Origin of the sequence: Romboutsia faecis (genome assembly GCF_014323405.1) — a bacterium.
GTDB classification, from domain to species: domain Bacteria; phylum Bacillota; class Clostridia; order Peptostreptococcales; family Peptostreptococcaceae; genus Romboutsia_E; species Romboutsia_E faecis.
In genome coordinates this window covers 1-21,716 of the sequence record NZ_JACRWE010000012.1, presented here as the reverse complement: position 1 = coordinate 21,716, position 21,716 = coordinate 1, and the positions used below count along the sequence as shown (strand labels likewise).

The window sequence follows — 21,716 nt, the reverse complement described above, 5'->3', positions numbered from 1 at the left end:
TTTAATATTTGAATTAGTTTATTGACATAAAATATCTTAAATTAAGTATTTTTATCTTAGTTATTCCCTAAAATATAAGTATGCTATAATAAAATATATATGTTATTTAACTTATTTTTACATAGGAGGTTAAAAATGGATTTTAATAGAAATTTAGATAAGTATGCTGAACTAGCAATCAAAGTTGGAGTTAATATTAAACCTGGTCAAGATTTACTTGTAAGATCACCAATTGAGTGTGCTCCATTTGTGAGAAAAGTTGTTAAACATGCTTATGAAACTGGTGCTAAAAACGTATATGTAGAATGGTCTGATGAAGAGTGTACTTTAATAAAATATTTAAATGCTCCTGATGAAGTATTTAATGAATTTCCAAAGTGGATATCAGATCAATATGTGCATATTGCAAAGAATGGAGGAGCATTCTTAAGTATTCATGCTGCAAATCCTGATCTATTAAAAGATGTCGATCCACAAAGAATAGCTAATTATCAAAAAGCATCTGGAATAGCATTAAAAGAATGGAGGTCTTATACTTTATCTGATAAGTGTAAATGGAGTATAGTTTCTATTCCTACTGAAGCTTGGGCTAAAAAAGTATTCCCAAATGTATCTAGTCAAGAGGCTATAGATAAATTATGGGATGCTATATTCAAGTGTTCTAGAGTAAAAGACCAAGACCCAATCCAAGCTTGGGCTGATCATAATGCTGACTTAAAATTAAGAATGGACTTCTTAAATAAAAAGAATTTTAAAGTTTTAAAATTCAAATCTAATAAAACTAATTTAACTATGGAATTACCAGAGGGACATATGTGGTTAAGTGGTGCTTCAGTTGATCCTAATGGAGTAGAGTTCAACCCTAATATACCAACTGAAGAGGTATTCTGCCTTCCTCATAAATTTAAAGTTAATGGTGTAGTTCATAGTACAAAACCATTAGTTTACGGTGGAAATGTTATAGATAACTTTTCATTAACATTTAAAGACGGAAGAATAGTTGAGTACACTGCTGAAAAAGGATATGAAACTTTAGGTAAACTAATTGAAACAGATGAAGGATCACACTATTTAGGTGAAGTAGCTTTAGTTCCTTTTAAATCACCAATTTCAGATACTAACATAGTATTTTACAATACTTTATATGATGAAAATGCATCTTGTCACCTTGCTATAGGATCTGCGTATAGAACTTGCGTGAAAAACGGCAATGAGATAAAAGATGAAGATCTTGATAAGTATGGAATAAATGAAAGTTTAACTCATGTTGATTTTATGATAGGTTCTTCTGATATGAATATAATTGGTGAAACGTATAATAATGAAGAGGTTCAAATATTCAAGGATGGTAATTGGGCCTTTTAGCTCTTTGGTTAATTAATAAAAACATATTTAAAATAAAAAAGGACTAAGTCTTAGAACTTAGTCCTTTAACATTTTGTTGACGACAAAATTTTATATTAATCTACCTATATTATAATATAGATTAATTTCTAATACTAGATTTATTGTACTTAAATTATATATAAATTATTCGATTTAGTAAAATCTTTATTTTTCAAACTTAACTTCTGACCAATTTATATTGTTAACGTACTTTTCAACTAAATCAAATCCCATTTCTGGATGTATAGTTTCTTCTGTAGATATAGTTATTGTAGACATTGATATGGCAAACTTTAAAGTATCTATTAAATCACACTTATTTGCATACCCATAAGCTATACCTGCTACAAATGAGTCTCCTGCACCTGTAACATTTACAACTTTTACATCGTTAGCTTTAATTTTTCCTTCTACTAAACCATTATTATAGTATATACCATCTTCATCTAACGTTATAAATACATTTTCTATACCTAAGTCGATGAAGTATCTTCCTGCTTTTCTTAAGTCTTCATCATTTTTTATTTTCATTCCACACATTATTTCAGCTTCATATCTATTTGGCTTTATTGTATGGAAGTATTTTATTAAATGTTTTATTTCTTTTGCTTTAGCCGCTGATACAGGGTCTAATATAAACTTAGTATTTCCACTAAAATTCTTTAATATATACTCTACTATATCAGGTCTGTCTGAATCTAGAATCATATATTCAGCGTTTCTTATTATATCAGCCTTAGAATCGATAAATTCAGTTGTAAATTTATCAATTATTTTCATATCTACTACTGCAGATACCATTTCTCCATGTTCATCTAAAACAGCCATGTAAGTAGGTGTATTACCACCTTCTATAATTAATGAGTTACTCATATCATAGTTCATTTGTTTTGAATGTTCTAACATTGCTTTACCAGCTTCATCATCACCTAGAATAGATATAAACTGAGTATTAACTCCTACCCTTGACATACACTCAGCTATGTTCCTACATACGCCTCCGAATGACGTCCTTACTTTACCTGGGTTAGAATCATTACATCTATAGTTACTATCTGTAAATCCACATATGTCAAAAACTGATACTCCGAAAACTAATGTATAATTTTGGTTATTTTCCATCATATCTTTTTGCACCCTCCCTAAGAATCACCTTCCCATTTTATCATATTCTTATGAGTTTTTTCTACATTTTTCGATTTTAAATTTTATTTATGCAAATATTTACAAAAAAATAAGGGTTTTATCCCTTATTTTTATTTTATCTATATTTTAAATCTCATTTGAGCTATTTCTATTGCTGATTTTGCATCTTTAGAGTAGTAGTCTGCTCCTATATTTTTTGCGTACTCTTCTGTAAGTACTGCTCCTCCTACAAATACCTTTGCATCAATATTATTATCTCTTAAAGCTTTTATTGTATCTTCCATACTTTTTACTGTCGTTGTCATAAGTGCACTTAAGCCTACAAGTTTTATATCTAACTCCTTTGATTTTTGAACGACTTTTTCAATAGGTACATCTTTACCTAAATCTATAACTTCATATCCATAATTCTCCAACATTATTTTAACTATATTCTTTCCTATATCATGGATATCACCTTTAACTGTTGCCACTATAATTTTTCCTTTAGATATATTATTTGTACTTTCTTGTAGTAATTTTTCTTTGATTACATTTAAAGAAGCTTTAACTGTCTCTGCACATTGAATTAATTGAGGTAAAAATATTTCTCCAGAGTCATATTTTTTACCAACATTGTCTAAGGATGGTATCAATATTTCATCTAATATAATATTAGCATCACTTTCTTTCAATAGCTCTATTGTTTTATCTCTTGCTTCCTCTTTTAATCCTCTCACAACAATTTCTTCTAATGTTGACTCTATATTATTGCTTTTAGATTTTATTAAGTCTTTTGATACCTTACCATACTTATCAATATATTTATTACACCCTTTATCTATATTATTTATCACTCTGAATGCGTCTATTGCTTCTACCATACCTTCTTCATTAGGATTTATTATAGCTAAATCAAGACCTGCACCTAAAGCTAGATTTAAATATGTATTATTTATATGTTTTCTACTTGGTATACCAAAGGATATATTAGATACGCCAAGAATTGTTTTAACTCCTAGCTTTTCTTTAACTAATTTAATTGCCTTTATAGTTTCCATTGCCTCTGATTGCTGAGCTGAAACTGTTAATGATAAACAATCTATAAATATATCTTCTTTTCTTATTCCATAAGATTGAGCTCTTTTTACTATTTTTTTCGCTATTTCAAATCTACCTTCTGCTGTTTCTGGTATTCCATTATCATCTAATGCTAACCCAACTAAAGCTGATCCATATTTTTTTACTATAGGTAAAATTTTTTCTAATGAATCCTCTTTTCCATTAACAGAATTAACTATTGTTCTTCCATTATAGTATCTCAATCCTTGTTCTAATGCCTCAATATTAGAAGAATCTATTTGCAAAGGAGTATCTATAATTCCTTGTATTTCTTTTATAATTTTAGGCATTTCTATTTTTTCATCTATATCTGGTAATCCTACATTTACATTTAAAATTTCTGCGCCTGCATTTATTTGTTCTAATGCTAATTTTATTATATAATCAATATTTTCATTCTTTAAAGCTTCTTTTAAAGACTTTCTTCCTGTTGGATTTAATCTTTCTCCCATTACTATAGGCTTATCTATTTCTATGAATTTTGAAGGAGAGCAAACAACACACTTGTAATATGATTCTATTTTATGTAACTCTATATCTTTTATATTATCCGATATATATTTTATAAAGTTTGGGTTTGTTCCACAACATCCACCTATTATTCTAGCACCTGCGTTAATGAATTCTACTACTCCACTATAAAATTCTTTCTCATCTACATCATAATATGCTTGCCCATCTACAATATTAGGTAATCCAGCATTAGCTTGAACAATTACAGGTACTGTAGCTCTTTTAGTTATATTTTTTACAATAGGCAAAAGTTGTTTTGGTCCTAATGAACAATTCACGCCTATAGCATCTACCCCTAGACCGCCTAAAGTAGCTACCATACTTTCTGGAGTACATCCAGTGAAACTTCTACCATCTTCATTAAAAGTCATTGTACAAAATATAGGCAAATCAGTGTTTTCTTTTACTGCTAATACTGCTGCCTTTGCTTCATAAAGATCCATCATTGTTTCTATTATAATAAGATTGGCACCAGATTTTTCTCCTTGAACTGCCTGTCTTTTAAATATTTCATAAGCTCTATCAAAACTTAAGGTTCCCATAGGCTCTAGCATCTCACCTATAGGACCTATATCTAAAGCTACATATCTAGGCCTAGATTTATCTACTTTTTCAATTGCTTTCTTTGCAACATAAATAGCATTATCTACTATCTCTTCTACTGTATATCCTAATTTGTCTAATTTTAATTCATTTGCTCCAAATGTATTTGTTGTTACTACATTTGATCCGGCTTCTAAGTATGCCTTATGAATATTTATGAGTATATCTGGGTTATTGAATCCAAATATCTCTGGATTTTCACCCATTTGTAATCCATTCTTTTGAAGCATTGTACCCATTGCTCCATCAAAAATTAATACATTATCTTTTATATATTCTTTAATTTCCACAGCTATTAACCCCTTTTTTGAATTTACATATACTTTTATTTTTACAATTAGAACAGGCTTCTTTACTTTGTTTTATATTTTTGTTACTTATACCAATTATAGCAATTACTGATTTCCTAGGTATCATAATCCCACTATTATTAATAGTTAGGCCTATTTCTTTTTGCCCGTTTAAAATAGTTAATATTTCTGTATTTTTTTCTATTGCTAAATCTCCATATCCAGGACTATATCTAGAAGTCAAATATTGTCCTTTATTCAATATGTTATTTTCTATTTCATTTTGAACTTTATTACAAACTTCTTCTATTGCTGTTGTTGCACATGAATCTATTATTATTGCCTTAGTTAGTTCCGTATAAGAATATTTCTTTATATCTTTTTCTATGTTTATTCCCAAAGTAGCTGCCATTAAAATACACTTGTTACAATCTTTTAATACCTCATATAAATCTTTGCTCTCTAATATTAAATTAGTTCCCTCTATATCTATTATCCCTTTACATTTTTGATTAATAGAATAAACCCTAAAAGTATATTTAGGGCTTATTTTATCTTTAGTTATATTTCTGCATTCTTCTATTATTTCTATAAGATTATTGTCTATATCTTGACCCTTGTACTCTAAATATCTCAGTACTTCTTCTCTATCAATACCTATAATATCTACAAAATCTTTTTTCATAATTATTCTCCGTATATATTTAGAGAAAATCCTTTTTCTAAAACATCTTTAGCATATTCTTTCGCTCCAAACAAGGATAAATCTTTATAGTTTCCGCATTCAACAGCTGTAGCTGCCGGTATTTCATTTGCATCTAGTATCATTTTTAAAGCTTTCTCTAAACCTACCTTGATAGTTGATGCATCTACATCTCCCCATAATATAAGATAGAAACCTGTTCTACATCCCATTGGAGATAAATCTATTATATTGTCTAATGTTTCTCTTAAATAAGTAGCTAACAAATGTTCTAAACCATGCATAGCTGCCGTTCCAAATGTTTCTGAATTAGGCTGTAAAAATCTTAAATCAAATTTACTTACCTTATCCCCTTTAGCTCCATTTAATACACAACATTTTCTTACATAAGGAGCTTTTACTTTTGTATGATCTAATTTAAAGTTTTCTACTTTTTGCATCTCTTTTTCCTCCATTATTCCTAACCTTTTATTTATACTTAAATATTATACACTATTTTTGTATTGACTAATTTTTGTATATAAAAACGCCTAAAGAAATTCCTTAGACGTCATAACCTTACTCTTGTAAAAATTATATATTAAATAATATTCTTTGTAAATATTCAGAATTTAATGACTCTTATATTTTCACCTGATACTCTAAAGTCTAAACTATATTATTACCATTTCACACCTAAATGCTTGACTCATGTTAACTAATTTTATATATAGTTTTATCCAATTTATTATAATTGTTCGCTACTATTAAATTTGCTATAATATTTGAGTTATTATTTTATGGTACAAAGTTTAAACAATTACTATTTAAAACTTAAGAATTTTGAGTTTTTAATTTATACTTATACGGAGGAAAATATTCATGCAAAAACTACTTAGTAAGGCACGCCAAGCAATCAATGACTTTGATATGATACAAGAAAACGATAAAATAGCAGTTGGATTATCTGGTGGAAAGGATAGTCTTACATTACTTCATATATTAAAAAACTATCAAAAGTTTTCACCTCAAGCTTTTGAACTTATTGCTATTACTCTAAATCCAGGAGGAGTAGATAATTCTCCACTTTATAAATTATGCAAAGATTTAGAAATACCATTCTATGAAGTACAAACAGATATCAAAGAAATTGTTTTCGATATAAGAAAAGAAAAAAATCCATGCTCTTTATGTGCAAACTTAAGACGTGGTGCATTAAATGATAATGCAAAAAAATTAGGATGCAACAAAGTAGCCCTTGGACACCATAAAGATGATGCTATAGAAACATTTTTAATGTCTATGTTATACGAAGGAAGAGTAAATTGCTTCTCACCAAAAACTCATATGGATAGACAAGATTTAACTATTATAAGGCCAATGATTTATATTGATGAATATATGACTAAAAAAGCAGCTAGAGATTTTGACTATCCTATTATAAAAAATCCATGTCCTGCTGATGGTAAAACAAATAGACAAGATATAAAAGAACTTGTTTCGAAATTAAATAAAGAAATCCCAGGATCTAAGAAAAATATTTTTGGTGCCTTAAATAACTCAGATAGATTATTTATTTGGGATAAAGAAAAAATAAAATAATTATAATTAAATAGGCGAGTAAATTTACTCGCCTAAGTGTTCTATCCTATAACCAATCTCTCTATTTGCCATTTTATATGCTCCATTTATCATCTCTTCCTTAGAAATTGAATTCCCCATTAAACTATCTATAGTTACTTGATGTCTATTTTCATAATACTTATCTAATATTTTTTCTTCTATATATCTCTGATCTTTTATAGCATAATCATCCATTATATGATTTACAGTAAATCCCAAGCGTTCTAATTCTCTTCCAAGTAAAATTGATCTATGACATCTTATAGGGTCTTGCATAGCACCTAAAAGAGCTATCTTAAATCCTTTTTTACATCCATTTTCTAATCTCTTTACCCCATTTTTAAAATCTTCTTCTTTTATTACTTTTTCAAAGTCTGAGTACCCCTCTTTATTATAAGAAATTTTATTTTCCCTCTTAGCAGCAAATTCTTTAGCCATATAAATATATACAAAACCAGCTTTAATTAAAGTATTTTTTATTGTTTCTTTGTTATATTGAACATTGTACTTGGAATAAGGAGTTCCTCTAACATCTACAACACAGTTTATATTATAAAATTTGAGCATATCAATAAGCTTCTCTACTGGATAATTAGAATGACCTATTGTAAATATATTCATAATAACTTCTCCTTTTCTATATTCAGTTTATTTTATTATACTTTGTTATTATGCCTTGTATCATATATTTTAAGTTTTTTAATTTTATAAAGTCCAAATAAAATTTATTTTAATATAAAAAATATCTTATAGTTTCATATGAAACTATAAGATATTTTTTAATTCTTCAATATTTTCAATTATATAATTTGGGTTAGCTTCTTTCAACTCTTCTAAAGAACCATATCCATATAAAACACCTATTGAATCTACTCCTATTTTTTGTGCTCCAAGTACATCATATTTCCTGTCCCCTATCATTATCACATCATCCATAGAAGATATATTGCAAGTTTCTAATACATGATTTATTACTTCATTTTTTTCACTTCTACTTCCATCTAAATTACTACCACCTACATATTTAAAATATTGATCTATTTCAAAATGTTTTAATATTCTTTCTGCAAATACAGTTGGTTTAGAAGTTGCAAGTAATAAAACTTTACCTAATTCATGTAAATATTCTAATATCTCTTTTACATTTGGGAATATCTTATTTTCGAATATTCCTGTTTCAGCGAAGTATTCTCTAAACTTTGTAACAGCTTCCTCAACTTTTTCATCGTCAAAGTTATAATCATCTCTAAAAGAATCATGTAAAGGAGGACCTATAAATTTTTCTAAGTTAACTAGATCTTCATCAATACCAAAGTGTTTTAAAGCATATTGAAAAGATTTCGTTATTCCTTCTTTTGGATCTGTAAGTGTTCCATCTAAATCAAATAAAATATATTTATAGTCTTTTCTCATAATTGTCTCCCACTTTTTTTATTTAATTTTATCACAAATTATATAAGTTTTATAATACTCATATAAAAAAAGGACATATATCAATATAAATTTACTTAATAAATTATTACCAAGTAATCTATTTGACAAATGTCCTTATTTATTATTCTACAGTTATTGCACTAACTGGGCAGCTATCTTGAGCTTCAGCTGCTGAATCTTCTAACTCAGCACTTACTTCATCTGATATAGCAACAGCTAATCCATCATCATCCATATCAAATATTTCTGGGCATATACCAGTACATGCTCCACAACCTATACAAGTGTCTTTATCTACGAATGCTTTCATTGTAAAATCCTCCTAAGTTTAATTTATACTCATTGTATATTTATCCTTAATTTTACTAATTTAAACATTTTTTCTTAATATTAATACAAAATCTAACATTTTAGACAACAGTATTTATGTCTTCTGACTCTTCTATTTGCTTAGATTTTTCTTCTTTTTTCTTTTCTATAATGAGTATAACCTTATCAACTAAAAGACCATTTATAACTACAGCAATTAGTGAAAATACTCCTTTTCCAAATCCAAAAGTTAATCCACCACAAACAACCACAAATAAATCTACACATAATAGAGAAATACCTATATTGAATTTAGAATATTTATTTAATATTTTAGCTAGTATATCTGTTCCACCAGTTGAAGCATTTAATGCAAATGCAAGTGCTAAACCACTAGCTATAATCATTGTTCCTAGTATAACAGCTAAAAATAAATTTGTCGTCAATGCATAAGAATGAAGTACTTTTTCCATAAAGTCCATTACAAAAGATAGAGCAAAACTTGCATATATAGTTTTTAATCCAAAGTCTCCTCCAACTAGTATAAATGATATAACAAATAATATTAAATTTCCTAAAAAAATTATTGTTCCAACTGATAAATTTGGAATGTAGTGACTGATTACTAGAGCTAGACCACTTAATCCGCCTCCAGCTATTTCATTTGGAGCATAAAAATATTGAATCCCAAAAGCCACTAAAACTACGCCTAATGTTACAAAAACATAGTCTCTTATTGTTAAGATTAAATTATCTTTTGTCATTTATGATATTCCTTCCCATATTTTATAATAAATTATTTCTTTTAGAGTTTATATTATACTACAATATCATGCTTAATTACTATTTTTGATTAAGGTTTATGATTATAAAGTATTGATAAGTTAAGATTAAATGTATTTTAAGATAGCTATTTTTTTAATGATTATAATAATTTCTCAATATCAAGGTTAACATAAATATAATCTTACTTTAATAAAGGAGGTAATTTATGAAAATCTTGAAATATATGCTTATTTTTATTCCAATAAGTTTTATAGCTAAGTTCATGAACGCATCAGGTTCTGTAATGTTTATATTATCATGTTTATCTATAATTCCATTGGCTGGTCTTATGGGAGAAGGAACAGAAGAAATATCTTTTTATTCAGGTCCTAAAATAGGTGGTTTTTTAAACGGTACATTTGGAAATGCAACAGAACTTATAATATCATTTTTTGCACTTAAGCAAGGTTTATTTGATGTAGTTAAATCATCTATTGCAGGAGCAGTAATAGGAAACATCTTACTAGTAGTTGGAGCAAGTATGTTAGCCGGTGGATTAAAATATAAAACTCAGAAATTTAATCAAAAAGTTACAGAAGTTTCTTCAAGCATGCTCTTATTTGCTGTCCTTGGTTTATCTATACCTGCTTTATTTACTCATACAGTAAATCCTGACCTATTAAACACAAGATATGAAGGTCTAAGTGTGTTTGTCGCAGTCGTAATGATACTTATTTATGTACTAAGTTTATTCTTCTCTTTTAGTACTCATAAAGATATCTATTCTAGTACTAAAGAAGAAGAAGGCCATGCAAAATGGTCTTTAAATAAATCAATATTTATACTTGTTATTTCTACAGTTCTAATAGCAATAGAAAGTGAATTTTTAGTTAGTGGTATAGAACCTATAACTGAAAGCTTAGGATGGAGCCAATTTTTTGTCGGTATAATTTTAATACCTATAATAGGTAATGCAGCTGAACATAGTACCGCAGTAGTTATGGCCAGAAAAGATAAAATGGATGTAGCTCTTGAAATAGCTATTGGGTCAAGCTTGCAAATAATCTTGTTTGTAGCTCCAATTCTAATATTTTTAAGCTTATTTTTCACCCCTATGAGTATAGTTTTTAATGAATTTGAACTAATTGCTCTTATAGCTTCAGTAATTATAGCCAATAGGGTTTCTCATGATGGTGAATCTAACTGGTTAGAAGGTGTTCAATTACTTGCAGTATATCTTATAATTGCAGCATCATTCTTTATTCTATAGTATATATATTTTATACAATAAAGGCTTGTCTCAAGTTAAACTGAGACAAGCCTTATTATATTAAGCTTTTTTAACAACACTAGATTTTAATTTCATAGCTCCAAAGCCATCTATTTTACATTCTATATCATGTCCATCTGCTGCATCTGGAACTAAACGTATACTTTTTACTTTTGTTCCTATTTTTATAGATGATGAACTACCCTTTACTTTAAGGTCTTTTATTACTGTTACAGCATCTCCATCGTTTAATACGTTTCCGTTAGCATCTTTTATAACATTTGTTTCTTCAACTTCAACAGCTGTTGCACTCCACTCATGAGCACATTCTGGACAAACTAAAAGACTTCCATCTTCGTAAGTATATTCTGAGTTACATTTTGGACAATTTGGTAAATTAGTCATTATATTATTTCCTCCGCTATTTATTATCAATTTTAAAATTATTAAAATTATTTTCATATCCCTATTATAAAAACTATATTGGGATTTCCTTATAGTTTTATATAATATCATATTCTTATAATATTGACAAACCTTCCTATAGTCTTTCCTTTATGTTCCTATAAAACTACCTTCCGCCTAAAAATATTTACTTTCATAAGCATGATTTATGTAAAAAGACTATGATATTTATTATCATAGTCTTCGTAAATATGATTATCATCGATATCAATTTTTAATAAAATATGCTAATTTATATTCATATTCAGCAAATTGCCCATAAGCTTTACTTAATTTTATACTAATGGGGCGTCAATCTGAGTAGTGAAAAGGAATTGATGACAATGTCCATCAGCAACAGTTGTATTTCCACATATTAAATGAATATGTTTGTTAGTACCTGGTATTCTTATTGCTGGACCAGTTGTAACACATATTTTGTGGAAGTGATCTAGATAGTCTGTTCTGTCATTTATCTTATGAACATGATTTGTTCCATCATTTATTGGTATAGCTTCACCTGTTACACCTGCTGCACGATGATTATGTCTATCGCAACCTTCTTCAGCTAATTTAACACTACTTTCGTATTCATGAACATGTGTCATCTCTTCATCCTCACAATAACACTTATAACCTTTTTTATATTTACACTCATCACAGTCTTTCAATTCTTTTTGATATTTGTAATCATTATAGTCCTTATAATCTTTTTGACATTTATAATTTTGATAGTTCACTTTGCATCTCTCCATATTATATATTGAGATTCTTTCTGAGAATCTCAATATATAATATGGAGAGATTGTCAAATAAGTTCTTATTTTGTACTACTATGTAATATCTTAATGTAACTTTACTTATTTTATTATCTGTTATTTATAGTACTTTTATCTATTTTTATATTAAGCTTTCTATATTATCACCACTTAAAAATAAGGTATCTCCACCTTTTATTACAGTAAAAACAACTATTGTTCCTGATAAACCTGGGATATATTTTATTCCTTTATCATAAACTTTGTCCTGAATAAGTTTTAACAAATACGTTTATTAATTTAAAATATCCTTATTTTTAGTTTATAACTAAATAGTTTTATAAACTCTATAAGATAAGTTATAATAATTAAAATCAATATTAGCTATAAGGAGTAAATTGTATGGAATATAAAATAAAAGAAGTTTCTGAAATAACTAATATACCTCAATCAAAAATAAGATTTTATGAAAAACAAGGATTATTACCTGAATTTAAAAGAGATAAAAACAATATAAGAATATTCTCAGAAAAAGATATAGAATTGCTAAATTTAATTAGATGTTTAAGAAATATAGGAATGTCAGTCAAAGAAATCCGTACTAATTTAGATATTCTAGCAGATAGTAGCAATAATCAATTAGCAATAAATATTTTAATCGACCATCGAAATAAGTTAGAAGAACAAAGAAAAATACTAAAAAATCATATCGAGAAAATAAATTTAAACCTTGAAAGTAGACAGAGTAATTAATACCGATTTTCATTTTAAAAAGACTTGACTTAAACTATAGTTTAATAAATATAATTATAAACACCAATATAGTATAGTGAGGAGGGATTTTATAGTGTTCGTAAATACTCATAAATGTATAGGATGTACTTTATGTAAACAAGACTGTATAGTGAATGATATAGTAATGATTAATGGAAAGTCTCATATAAAAAATGAAACTTGTGTAAAATGTGGGCATTGTATTGCAATTTGTCCTGTAAGAGCTATATCTTCTGATGATGAAAAAGAATATTCAATGAATGAAGTAAAAGAATATAATGATAAAGAGTTTTCATTAGATCCAGAGGTATTAATGAACTTCATGAAATTTAGAAGAAGCGTTAGGTTATTTTCCCCAAAAGATATTGAAGAAGAAAAGATAAATAAAATAATTAACGCAGGAAAATTCACTCAAACTAGTGGAAATCTGCAAGATGTTTCATATGTCATTGTAAAAGATAAAATACAAGATCTTAGAAAGATGGTACTAGAAACTTTAAATAGCCAAGCTGATAATTTATTATCTGATGAAACTACTCCAACCCAAATTAGAATGTATGCTAATATGTGGAAGGATATGTATAAAAATTTTACAGAAAATCCTGATGGCGAAGATAAACTATTCTTTAAGGCACCATTATTAATAGTAATAAAATCAAATAACATAATAAATGGAGCTTTAGCAGCATCAAAGATGGAACTTATGATAAATGCTTTAGGACTTGGAACATATTTTAGCGGTTTCTTATCAAGAGCTGCAAAATTTAATCCTGAAATAGGCAAGTTCCTTCAAATAGGAGATAATGAAGAGTTAGTTGCATGTATGGTAATTGGTTACCCAAAAGTACATTATAAAAGAACAGTTCCAAGAAAAGATGTAAATATAACAAGGTTATAATTTTAAAATTTTTTAAATTATGTATAAATACTAAACCCTAGGCAATATATTATTTGATTGACTAGGGTTTAATCTTTGGCTTTAGCATTTAATCAACATTTTACTTATAAAACGTCTTAATTATCGATATTGCTATGTACACTCCTTTACTTGAGATACGGTTCTCCATTACACATCTAAAGGTGCACTTAGGCCATAATGTGTTGCTTATATCCTTGTTTTTTCTCTTTAAAGAAAATTTTTATTATTTCTTCAAATGTTTCCAGTATTTTTAAAAATTTTAAAAAGTATTTTTCAGCATAAAACAGAAACACTATTTTTGATTCATTTCATCCTGTAAGTTTTTAAAAAACATCGATACATGATAACCATCTGCAATTGCGTGTGAGATTTGTATTGTAATTGGCATCATTAGTTTTGAATTGATTTCTTCATATTTACCAAAGGTAATCATCTTAGTAATTTGATTTTCCTGTGTTTTTGAATTGGAAGAAAAATGTTCAAAATGCATCCAAGGTATACAAGAAACATTGAATACATTGAGTGGTAAATCCATTTGCGGAACAATTGCGTTTGAATCAGAATATTTTGTAGTTATATTTTTATATTGCTTATCAAATTCAAGATAACTTTCCACTGGTTCTTCACACAACGTAAAAAATAGTTTACTTTTTTCGTTGAAACTAGTGAATGTTGGAATAATTTTTTCCCATTCAACAACATTTCCATCAACAATATCATATCGAAAGTTTTGAATTGAATTCATTACTTTATATATTTTAAACAGTGTATACGCATGAAAACTAATTGATTCTTGCTTGCATTTTTGCACAGCAGTTGTTACATCTATTTTTATTGTAAATTCAATAGTATTGCCTACACTAGTAAAGTATTGAAAATAGTCTGCTCTATCAAATTCTTTCATATCTATTATTTTGTATGATTTCATATTATAACCCTCCAAATTAAAATCTATATAATCATCTATAAAAAGTAGACAGGTATATTTGTTCATGTTACTTATTGATTCGAATAGCATATATTAGTCTATAACTATATCTATTGAAATTAACAAATTTCTTACCTCAAGAAATGAAAACTTTGCCTTCTTCAACTTGTTACTTTGAATATCAATAATATATCCATATGTTCCTCTAAAATCTGACCTTGTCATATTACATTGAGTAAATTGTGTATATTCAAAACATATATGTTTAAAATTTGCATCTATTAAGTCATACTCTTCAAAATACTTTCTTGAAATTTTGAACCAGAAAAATTAACTCTATTTAACCTCATTGATATAAAGTTATTATATTTAAAGAAACATTTTCTAACTTTATTGGTCCTACGCTAAAGGAATCACCAATTGAAGTATTTTAATTGATACTTATAAATTCTGATTCATGTAGTATTGCATTCTTCATAGTGGAAAATTTAAATATAAAATTATTCATTGTACAATTATTAATTTCCACATCTATAAAATTGCAGTTATAAAATTCACAACCAACATATTCCCTATTACTTATAATTTCATTTCTAAACTTCAACTCTTTAATTTTCTCATTTTAAAATTAATTATAAATATTTATGATAATACTTTTTTATAATTAATGATTTACCTTTGTTATATAAATAGTTTTGCAAAAATTTATCTTCAGTGATATTATAAACCTTAAAGTTACTTTAAGGTCAATGGTTAGTTTAAAGTTTGGAGGTTATTATGAAAGATAGATATTATATGACAATAAAAGAATTTTCCAATATTACTGGTATTAAGAGTCAAACCTTAAGATACTATGATCAAATTGGATTGTTCTCTCCAGAACATCGTGGTGAAAATGGTTATCGTTATTATACTAGAAATCAACTTACTACATCTTATTTAATCATTTCTCTTAGAGAAATTGGCATTAGTATAGACGAAATTAAGAAATATATAGATACCCGTACTCCTCAGCAACTATTCTCTTTGTTTGACACACAAAGGGAACATATTTTAATGAAAATAAAAAAACTTACTCGTATTATTGAAATCATGCAATTATATGTTGATATGACAAAGGATGCTGTTAAATATAAAGAAAACAGTATAAATATTGAGTATAAAAAGAAAGAGCCTATCTTTCTAAGCCCTATAGTTACTAATAATCCTACAAATGATTATATAAATGATTCCATTATTTCATTTTATAATTTCGCTACTGAAAGTGAAATTAATGTAATAGGTTATCCAAGTGGTGCTATTATTAATATACAAAACTTTGAATCTGATAGATCTTTATTAGTAAAGCACTACTATTTTAAAATGAAAGATTATCAAAGTTCATATAAGCCAGAAGGTAAATATGTAGTATTCTATGGTAGATGTGCTTATGGAGAATCTGCTGATTTTTACGAAAAATTATTTGCATTTACTAAAGAAAATAATCTACGCGTTTGTAGTGATGCATATGAGGAATATCCTCTAAATGAACTTACTACTAAAGATGAAAAATACTACTGTGTAAAGATTGAAGTTATGGTAGAAGATATTTAATACTCTCGTAATTTATCTTCGCAATATATGCAAATAAAATACATTATATTTAAATATAGTCCTAACTAAATAGCTTAAATAGTTAGGACTATAAACTTAATTTATTTATGATACAGTTCTCCGTTACACCTCCAAGGGAGGTCATTTTTTATTCTCTTATCTTAACATACTTATCAATTCCTCTAGCTCTGTATATGGCATTGCTGAAAGTTCCATAAGATTGTATAATAATGCTCCCATCCCCTGTACCTTTATCTCAGAAGGATTTATGTATGCCATCTCTAATATCACACTTCCACTTCCTCCAACAATACCAATATGGTATAGTTCTAATGTATCTTGCAGAATAGATATTAACTTATATCCGCTTATTCCATTTTTAGAATAGTCTTCATTTTTTAATAGTATCTTTGGTATTTGTTGATTTATAGCATACAAATTTAATAGTTTTATCTGTCTATACGATAGTTTTTGAGCTATTGAGATTAGCTGATTTGCTTGCTCTCTTGATACAGTTTTATCAAATGCTATGTTAGCAACTAAATTACCATAGTACTTAAGCTTATTCTCTTCATGCTCTCTTTGTGCTGAGAACATTACACCTTCCATTATTTCATCTGCTTTAGACCTTCCAGTAAAATCTTCTTCGAAAAAGTCATCATCTCTAAGTTGTTTTCCTTTTTCTATGTTTTCTTTTATTTTACTTAATGCATATGTTGCTGTTGCTCCTATTTTTTTATTTTCTCTTTTAGATAGTACCCTGGATTGTATTTCTGATCCTAATTTTGAAAATGCCATCTCTACAGCTTTTCCACCAACAATACCAGCTACCGCTCCACCTGGACCTGCAACAGATCCTCCAATTATTGCTCCTACACTACTTCCTGTTAACTCTGCTCCTGATTCAATCAAAAATTCTATCATTTTATTAGCCATTTTATTCCACCTCTTTATAGTGTTTTATCTATTATATTACAAATTTTAAGCAAGTACAATTAAGCACAGAAGCATGAAAAAAGGAAGAGCCATCTTTTTTTGATGACTCTTCCTTCATTAAGTATGTTATTACATCTTCACTTATTTGTAGTTCTATGCTATCTATATTCCTTGATTTATCTATAGTTATCTTTGAAACAAGTAAATTTAGTAACTGCTTCCTTTGTTGTCTTGTACTACTCTCTTTGAATATCTCTCCAAACTTATTCATCACTTGACTTACTAACTCAAATGGTACTGGTCCTCCCTCTGCTAACATTACATCTTGTTTTAGTTCATCTAATCTAAACTTTAATGTATCTATTTCTTCATTTAGCTTTTTAATCCTTTGAGATAACTCATTTTTAGTTAAAATTCCATCTTCAAAAAGCTCTATGCTTGAATTTTTCTTGCTACTTAGCCTATCTATTTCCTTACTAACTACATTCATTTCATCTAGTTTTGGTTTTAACTTACTAGATCTATTCTGATTTATATTACTTATTACTTTCTTTAGTAATAGCTCATTATTTACTGTATCTACTAACTTATTTATTACTACTTCATCTGCAACTTCTGCTCTTATCGAATTTGAGTTACATACTGCTGTACCTTTGTTCTTCCAATTACCACAGACATAGTACTCGGCTATCTTTTTAGTTCCATCTTTTCTCTTATGATAGGATCTACTTATAGTCATTGACGCTCCACATACAGGGCATTTTAGTAAACCAGTTAAAGGAAATTCACTATCGTATACTCTATTGTGAGTTTTACTTCTATCCTTTAAGATTATTTGTACCTTTTCCCATGTTTCATTATCTATTATTGCTTCATGTTCTCCCTCTACAAGTATTGGATTTGGATTTATATTCTTTCTTCTTTTTTCATTCCAGTCTTGTCTTAAATTGTATCTTATCTTACCAATGTATACTGGATTTTTTAGTATCTCTTTTATTGTAGCTGTTGCAAATGGATTACCTTTCTTACTTCTATGACCTTCTTGATTTACTCTATTTTAGTTTCTTTTCTCCTCTTTCCTTCACTTGGTATTTCTACTATGTCGTATCCAAGCACCTTGCCACCATTCCACTTACCTTCCTTAGCTCGTGCCATCATCCCCATTTTCACATTCTCAGCTATAGTACCTCTCTCAAATTCCCCTATTGCTCCCATGATGTTAAGTTGTAGCTTTCCTGCTGGAGTTTCTGTTTCAAAGCTTTCTGTTAGAGAACGAAATGCTATCTTATTTTTGTCTAATGTATCTACTATGTTAAGTATGTCTATTAGTTTTCTACTTATTCTATTTAGTTTCCAAACTATTACTAAGTCAAATTTACCAGCATTAGCATCTTGCAAAAGATCTTTAAGACCTGGTCGACCTGAAATATTTTTACCACTTATCCCCCTATCTTCATAGACTTTGAAAACTTCATGACCTTCTTTTTCACAGTATTCTATGTTCCTTCTTCTTTGTTCGTCAATACTATATCCTTCTTCTGCCTGCTCTACCGTTGATACGAGTTATTTTCCTATAGACGCTACTCTATAGAAGTCATTTAGCTTATAGCTTTATGACCACTTCCTTTCAGAACGTGTCTAGACTATTTCTTCACCTTCACCATTATGTGTTAAGGGCAACCCATTTCCATTACCACAAACTTGTAATGTACTCTCTTTCGAGATAGTCGTTTGACCTTATCCTATTCGGATCTTGGCGACCAAACATCCATTGCTTATAGCACTTAGGTTCTCACCATATGCCATCCTTACTATTGTTTCTGAGTTTCCTCACATTCACAAAGACATCTTTCATTCTATGTTGTAGTTGTAAGGCTTTAGGAGTTACTGGTTTTAAGGTTGTGTCCTACATGGATTTCTCCAAGTACGGGGCTATTTTACCCTACAGTAGATTGCTACTCTTTTACTCATGTTCATTATCTCCTTTGTTTTTACTTTGAATTATAGATTTTTGAATTATATCACTTAGTATTTCTACTATTTCTTGTGCCTTAATTTGTTCTAAACTAATACCCTCCATTTTTCCTCCAACATCTAATTTATAATATATATTTTTGATTATGTTTATTTAACTAAATTTAGACTACTTACTACTTCTTGTATAACTTATATAAATTCTTCTTCATTACATGCTTCTATGTCTTTAACTATTAAGTCTAATAATCTTAATGTATATGAATTTAACCTTAAGTAGTTAAAATATCCGATTTCATCATTTGCTAATAATTCAAGCATTTCATTTTCAATTAGTTCATATTCCTAGTTTAAAAATTCTAGTTCATTGTAGTTCATTCTTTGTCTCCTCCTAATTATTATTGAGTTTATTCCATGTTGGAATTAAGTCTAAAAAGGCTTAACTCCAATATTATTACTACTAGATTATTAGTTGTTATTTTCTTCTTTTATTTCTTTTTCTTTAGGTAATTTTATTACTATATACTCGGTATTAACTCCTACACTATTTTTTCTAGATCTAGTTAATCTATCTTTTTCACAGTCTAGAAATCCCGCTTTTTTTAGTTCTTTTAGAACTATCTTTCTATCCTCATATCCACCTTCTTTTATCATTAGTTCAAAAGAAAGTTGCTCCATTTGAAGTTCTGTATAGTCTTCCTTGTCTGTAATTTTTCCTAATATCTCTTGTGAGTTAGATTTTGATTTTCCATCAAACTTGTTTCTATACCTATCTACATACTGTTTTATGAAGTCCATTACTACTTTGTGGAAGTTTCTATACTTTATTGATTCTCTTTCTATGCTAACTATCATGTCTACTATCCCTTCTATATCTAATTCTATATCTAATAACTCTTCGATGATATATGCCGTTTGTATGATAATTGCAAACTTACTACATCTTCTCATTGACATATCATCATAGACATTTCTTTTGCGAAGTTCATCGTATAGATTGATTTTCTCTTGCTTATAATTTCTAATTACTTCATTTCTATTTTTATCTAATAAATACTGTGCAAATTCTATTGCTAGATGACCATAGTTATTTAAAATAACATGATTTATAGCTTCTGCATGTTCTGGACTTTTAGTCCAAGTAAAGTTTTCTGCTTCTATTACTCTAACTTGTAGACCTGCATTATTATTAGAAGATCTAGTTATAGACTTTTCACCATTTGAAAGTATTGTTGTCAACCAAGATTCCTTTTCCATTAGTTCAGAGTCTTTGTTTAAACGTTCTTTGTCAGCTCCATTAGCTAAACTATATACAAATCTAGTAAAGTTATTATTATCCGACATAGATATCTCATCTAAAGCATATGGTACTCCTTTTAAACCTCCTAGTTTTTTTATTAATGCATTATTTGTTCCATTATAAGTTCCATATAGACCTCCATTAGAACCTGGATAACCAAAGCATGATATAGCTAATTTTAAAGCTGTTGATTTTCCAGTAGTTGAATTTCCAACAAGGTGTATTATATTAGAATCTAACCCTAAGTCTTCACCTATATATCCTAAAAGGATTGATGATACTCCACTTGATAATGCGAATTCTAATTCTACATTACCTACGACATGATTTTGTATCATTTTAATGTATTCATCATATGATCCTTGTGGTTTAATATCATATGTACCTACATATGTTGAATTTATCCCTATTGCTTCATGTAGTTTGTATATTATATTTCCTTCATACTCCATGAATCCTAACTTGGAATGAATATATCTCTTAATAATAGAGTCTTCACATTCTCTTATGCATTCCACTATATGTCTTCCATTACTTTTTACTATATCTACACCTCTATTTTGGAGCTTCATTAGATTACGTTCCATTAAACAGTCATGTCGGTCAAGTAATTCTGTTTCCATTTTTCTTACTGTTCTGAATTCTAGCAGAATTTTTTCTGTTTTATCATCTATGTTATAATGATTTTCTTTAGCCCATATATGTCTGCCAACCTTTAGACTTCTTAGCTTATCATATAGATATTGCCCGTCACTACAGTAGTTTTTAGTTTCATATTCATTTTGTTCTACTTTTTCATCCATGTCTTCCTTTACTGCTTCTATTTCTTGATTAAATTCACATGAGCTGCTTTCTACTGACTCATGTATTACTTCTTTATCTAGTGTTTTAGGTTCGTTTACTATTATTCCTTCTCCTAGTCTTTTTCTGTGTTTAATTGCCATATTTCAATTCTCTCCTTTTTGTAA

Annotated in this window: 22 protein-coding genes and 1 pseudogene; 6 read left to right on the top strand and 17 right to left on the bottom strand. The window is 28.2% G+C overall.

Annotated elements, in window-relative coordinates; all coding sequences use genetic code 11:
* The first annotated feature begins 135 nt into the window (after positions 1 to 135).
* Positions 136 to 1,365: an aminopeptidase gene (locus H8923_RS15845; protein WP_153972829.1), complete on the top strand. Its 1,230-nt coding sequence runs from the start codon at positions 136 to 138 to the stop codon at positions 1,363 to 1,365.
* A gap of 186 nt (positions 1,366 to 1,551) precedes the next feature.
* On the opposite strand, the gene H8923_RS15840 is transcribed toward H8923_RS15845, so the two are convergent.
* The 4 genes from H8923_RS15840 to H8923_RS15825 form a co-directional block, all read right to left on the bottom strand.
* Positions 1,552 to 2,523: a carbohydrate kinase family protein gene (locus H8923_RS15840; RefSeq protein WP_330596688.1), complete on the bottom strand. Its 972-nt coding sequence runs from the start codon at positions 2,521 to 2,523 to the stop codon at positions 1,552 to 1,554.
* A gap of 128 nt (positions 2,524 to 2,651) precedes the next feature.
* Positions 2,652 to 5,039, bottom strand: a complete 2,388-nt coding sequence (locus H8923_RS15835; protein ID WP_187127984.1) for a homocysteine S-methyltransferase family protein — start codon at positions 5,037 to 5,039, stop codon at positions 2,652 to 2,654.
* Entirely contained in the window at positions 5,029 to 5,724 is a 696-nt protein-coding gene (locus tag H8923_RS15830) for a vitamin B12 dependent-methionine synthase activation domain-containing protein (RefSeq protein ID WP_153972828.1), read from the bottom strand. Before H8923_RS15830 ends, H8923_RS15835 begins: the two co-directional genes overlap by 11 nt.
* Positions 5,725 to 5,726: 2 nt before the next feature.
* The gene (locus H8923_RS15825) at positions 5,727 to 6,182 is read right to left on the bottom strand and encodes an S-ribosylhomocysteine lyase (protein WP_153972827.1); all 456 of its coding nucleotides are present in this window, start codon (positions 6,180 to 6,182) and stop codon (positions 5,727 to 5,729) included.
* A 421-nt stretch (positions 6,183 to 6,603) separates the two neighbouring features.
* Between H8923_RS15825 and H8923_RS15820 the strand changes: the two genes are divergently transcribed.
* Positions 6,604 to 7,323: a tRNA 2-thiocytidine biosynthesis TtcA family protein gene (locus H8923_RS15820; protein ID WP_153972826.1), complete on the top strand. Its 720-nt coding sequence runs from the start codon at positions 6,604 to 6,606 to the stop codon at positions 7,321 to 7,323.
* A gap of 24 nt (positions 7,324 to 7,347) precedes the next feature.
* On the opposite strand, the gene H8923_RS15815 is transcribed toward H8923_RS15820, so the two are convergent.
* The 4 genes from H8923_RS15815 to H8923_RS15800 form a co-directional block, all read right to left on the bottom strand.
* The gene (locus tag H8923_RS15815) at positions 7,348 to 7,965 is read right to left on the bottom strand and encodes a DUF488 domain-containing protein (RefSeq protein ID WP_153972825.1); all 618 of its coding nucleotides are present in this window, start codon (positions 7,963 to 7,965) and stop codon (positions 7,348 to 7,350) included.
* 144 nt (positions 7,966 to 8,109) lie between these two features.
* Positions 8,110 to 8,757, bottom strand: coding sequence for an HAD family hydrolase (locus tag H8923_RS15810; RefSeq protein WP_153972824.1), 648 nt, complete (start codon positions 8,755 to 8,757; stop codon positions 8,110 to 8,112).
* A 142-nt stretch (positions 8,758 to 8,899) separates the two neighbouring features.
* Positions 8,900 to 9,088 (bottom strand): ferredoxin, encoded by a 189-nt coding sequence (locus H8923_RS15805; RefSeq protein WP_153972823.1) that lies wholly within the window; start codon positions 9,086 to 9,088, stop codon positions 8,900 to 8,902.
* 100 nt (positions 9,089 to 9,188) lie between these two features.
* Entirely contained in the window at positions 9,189 to 9,851 is a 663-nt protein-coding gene (locus H8923_RS15800) for a YitT family protein (RefSeq protein WP_153972822.1), read from the bottom strand.
* 227 nt (positions 9,852 to 10,078) lie between these two features.
* Between H8923_RS15800 and cax the strand changes: the two genes are divergently transcribed.
* Positions 10,079 to 11,122 (top strand): calcium/proton exchanger, encoded by a 1,044-nt coding sequence (cax, locus tag H8923_RS15795; protein ID WP_153972821.1) that lies wholly within the window; start codon positions 10,079 to 10,081, stop codon positions 11,120 to 11,122.
* Between the two features lie 60 nt (positions 11,123 to 11,182).
* Here cax and H8923_RS15790 read toward each other — a convergent pair whose 3' ends face one another.
* Positions 11,183 to 11,527 (bottom strand): zinc ribbon domain-containing protein YjdM, encoded by a 345-nt coding sequence (locus H8923_RS15790; RefSeq protein ID WP_153972820.1) that lies wholly within the window; start codon positions 11,525 to 11,527, stop codon positions 11,183 to 11,185.
* Between the two features lie 335 nt (positions 11,528 to 11,862).
* Complete coding sequence (locus H8923_RS15785) at positions 11,863 to 12,306, bottom strand: YmaF family protein (RefSeq protein ID WP_187127983.1); 444 nt, start codon at positions 12,304 to 12,306, stop codon at positions 11,863 to 11,865.
* A 420-nt stretch (positions 12,307 to 12,726) separates the two neighbouring features.
* Between H8923_RS15785 and H8923_RS15780 the strand changes: the two genes are divergently transcribed.
* On the top strand, positions 12,727 to 13,077 hold the full coding sequence (locus tag H8923_RS15780; protein WP_153972817.1) for a MerR family transcriptional regulator: 351 nt from the start codon (positions 12,727 to 12,729) through the stop codon (positions 13,075 to 13,077).
* A gap of 94 nt (positions 13,078 to 13,171) precedes the next feature.
* Positions 13,172 to 13,996: a nitroreductase family protein gene (locus tag H8923_RS15775; protein ID WP_330596687.1), complete on the top strand. Its 825-nt coding sequence runs from the start codon at positions 13,172 to 13,174 to the stop codon at positions 13,994 to 13,996.
* A gap of 313 nt (positions 13,997 to 14,309) precedes the next feature.
* Here the strand turns inward: H8923_RS15775 and H8923_RS15770 are convergent, their stop codons facing one another.
* A complete protein-coding gene (locus H8923_RS15770) occupies positions 14,310 to 14,945 on the bottom strand; it encodes a CatA-like O-acetyltransferase (RefSeq protein WP_172976750.1) in 636 nt (211 codons plus the stop codon).
* A 93-nt stretch (positions 14,946 to 15,038) separates the two neighbouring features.
* Positions 15,039 to 15,227 carry a pentapeptide repeat-containing protein gene (locus tag H8923_RS17850; protein WP_456300159.1) on the bottom strand — a complete coding sequence of 63 codons (189 nt, stop codon included), beginning with the start codon at positions 15,225 to 15,227 and terminating at the stop codon, positions 15,039 to 15,041.
* Positions 15,228 to 15,722: 495 nt separating this feature from the next.
* On the opposite strand from H8923_RS17850, the gene H8923_RS15755 reads away from it, so the two are divergent.
* Positions 15,723 to 16,538, top strand: coding sequence for a MerR family transcriptional regulator (locus tag H8923_RS15755; RefSeq protein WP_153972814.1), 816 nt, complete (start codon positions 15,723 to 15,725; stop codon positions 16,536 to 16,538).
* Positions 16,539 to 16,694: 156 nt separating this feature from the next.
* On the opposite strand, the gene H8923_RS15750 is transcribed toward H8923_RS15755, so the two are convergent.
* The 5 genes and pseudogenes from H8923_RS15750 to H8923_RS15730 form a co-directional block, all read right to left on the bottom strand.
* Positions 16,695 to 17,474, bottom strand: a complete 780-nt coding sequence (locus tag H8923_RS15750) for a hypothetical protein (RefSeq protein ID WP_153972813.1) — start codon at positions 17,472 to 17,474, stop codon at positions 16,695 to 16,697.
* A 31-nt stretch (positions 17,475 to 17,505) separates the two neighbouring features.
* Positions 17,506 to 18,471, bottom strand: a complete 966-nt coding sequence (locus H8923_RS15745) for a recombinase family protein (protein ID WP_408639066.1) — start codon at positions 18,469 to 18,471, stop codon at positions 17,506 to 17,508.
* 50 nt (positions 18,472 to 18,521) lie between these two features.
* Positions 18,522 to 19,022, bottom strand: a pseudogene (locus tag H8923_RS15735) (recombinase family protein); the annotation flags it as partial.
* 618 nt (positions 19,023 to 19,640) lie between these two features.
* On the bottom strand, positions 19,641 to 19,769 hold the full coding sequence (locus H8923_RS17560) for a hypothetical protein (RefSeq protein ID WP_263457714.1): 129 nt from the start codon (positions 19,767 to 19,769) through the stop codon (positions 19,641 to 19,643).
* Between the two features lie 147 nt (positions 19,770 to 19,916).
* Complete coding sequence (locus H8923_RS15730; RefSeq protein ID WP_153972810.1) at positions 19,917 to 21,692, bottom strand: DUF927 domain-containing protein; 1,776 nt, start codon at positions 21,690 to 21,692, stop codon at positions 19,917 to 19,919.
* Positions 21,693 to 21,716: the final 24 nt, after the last annotated feature.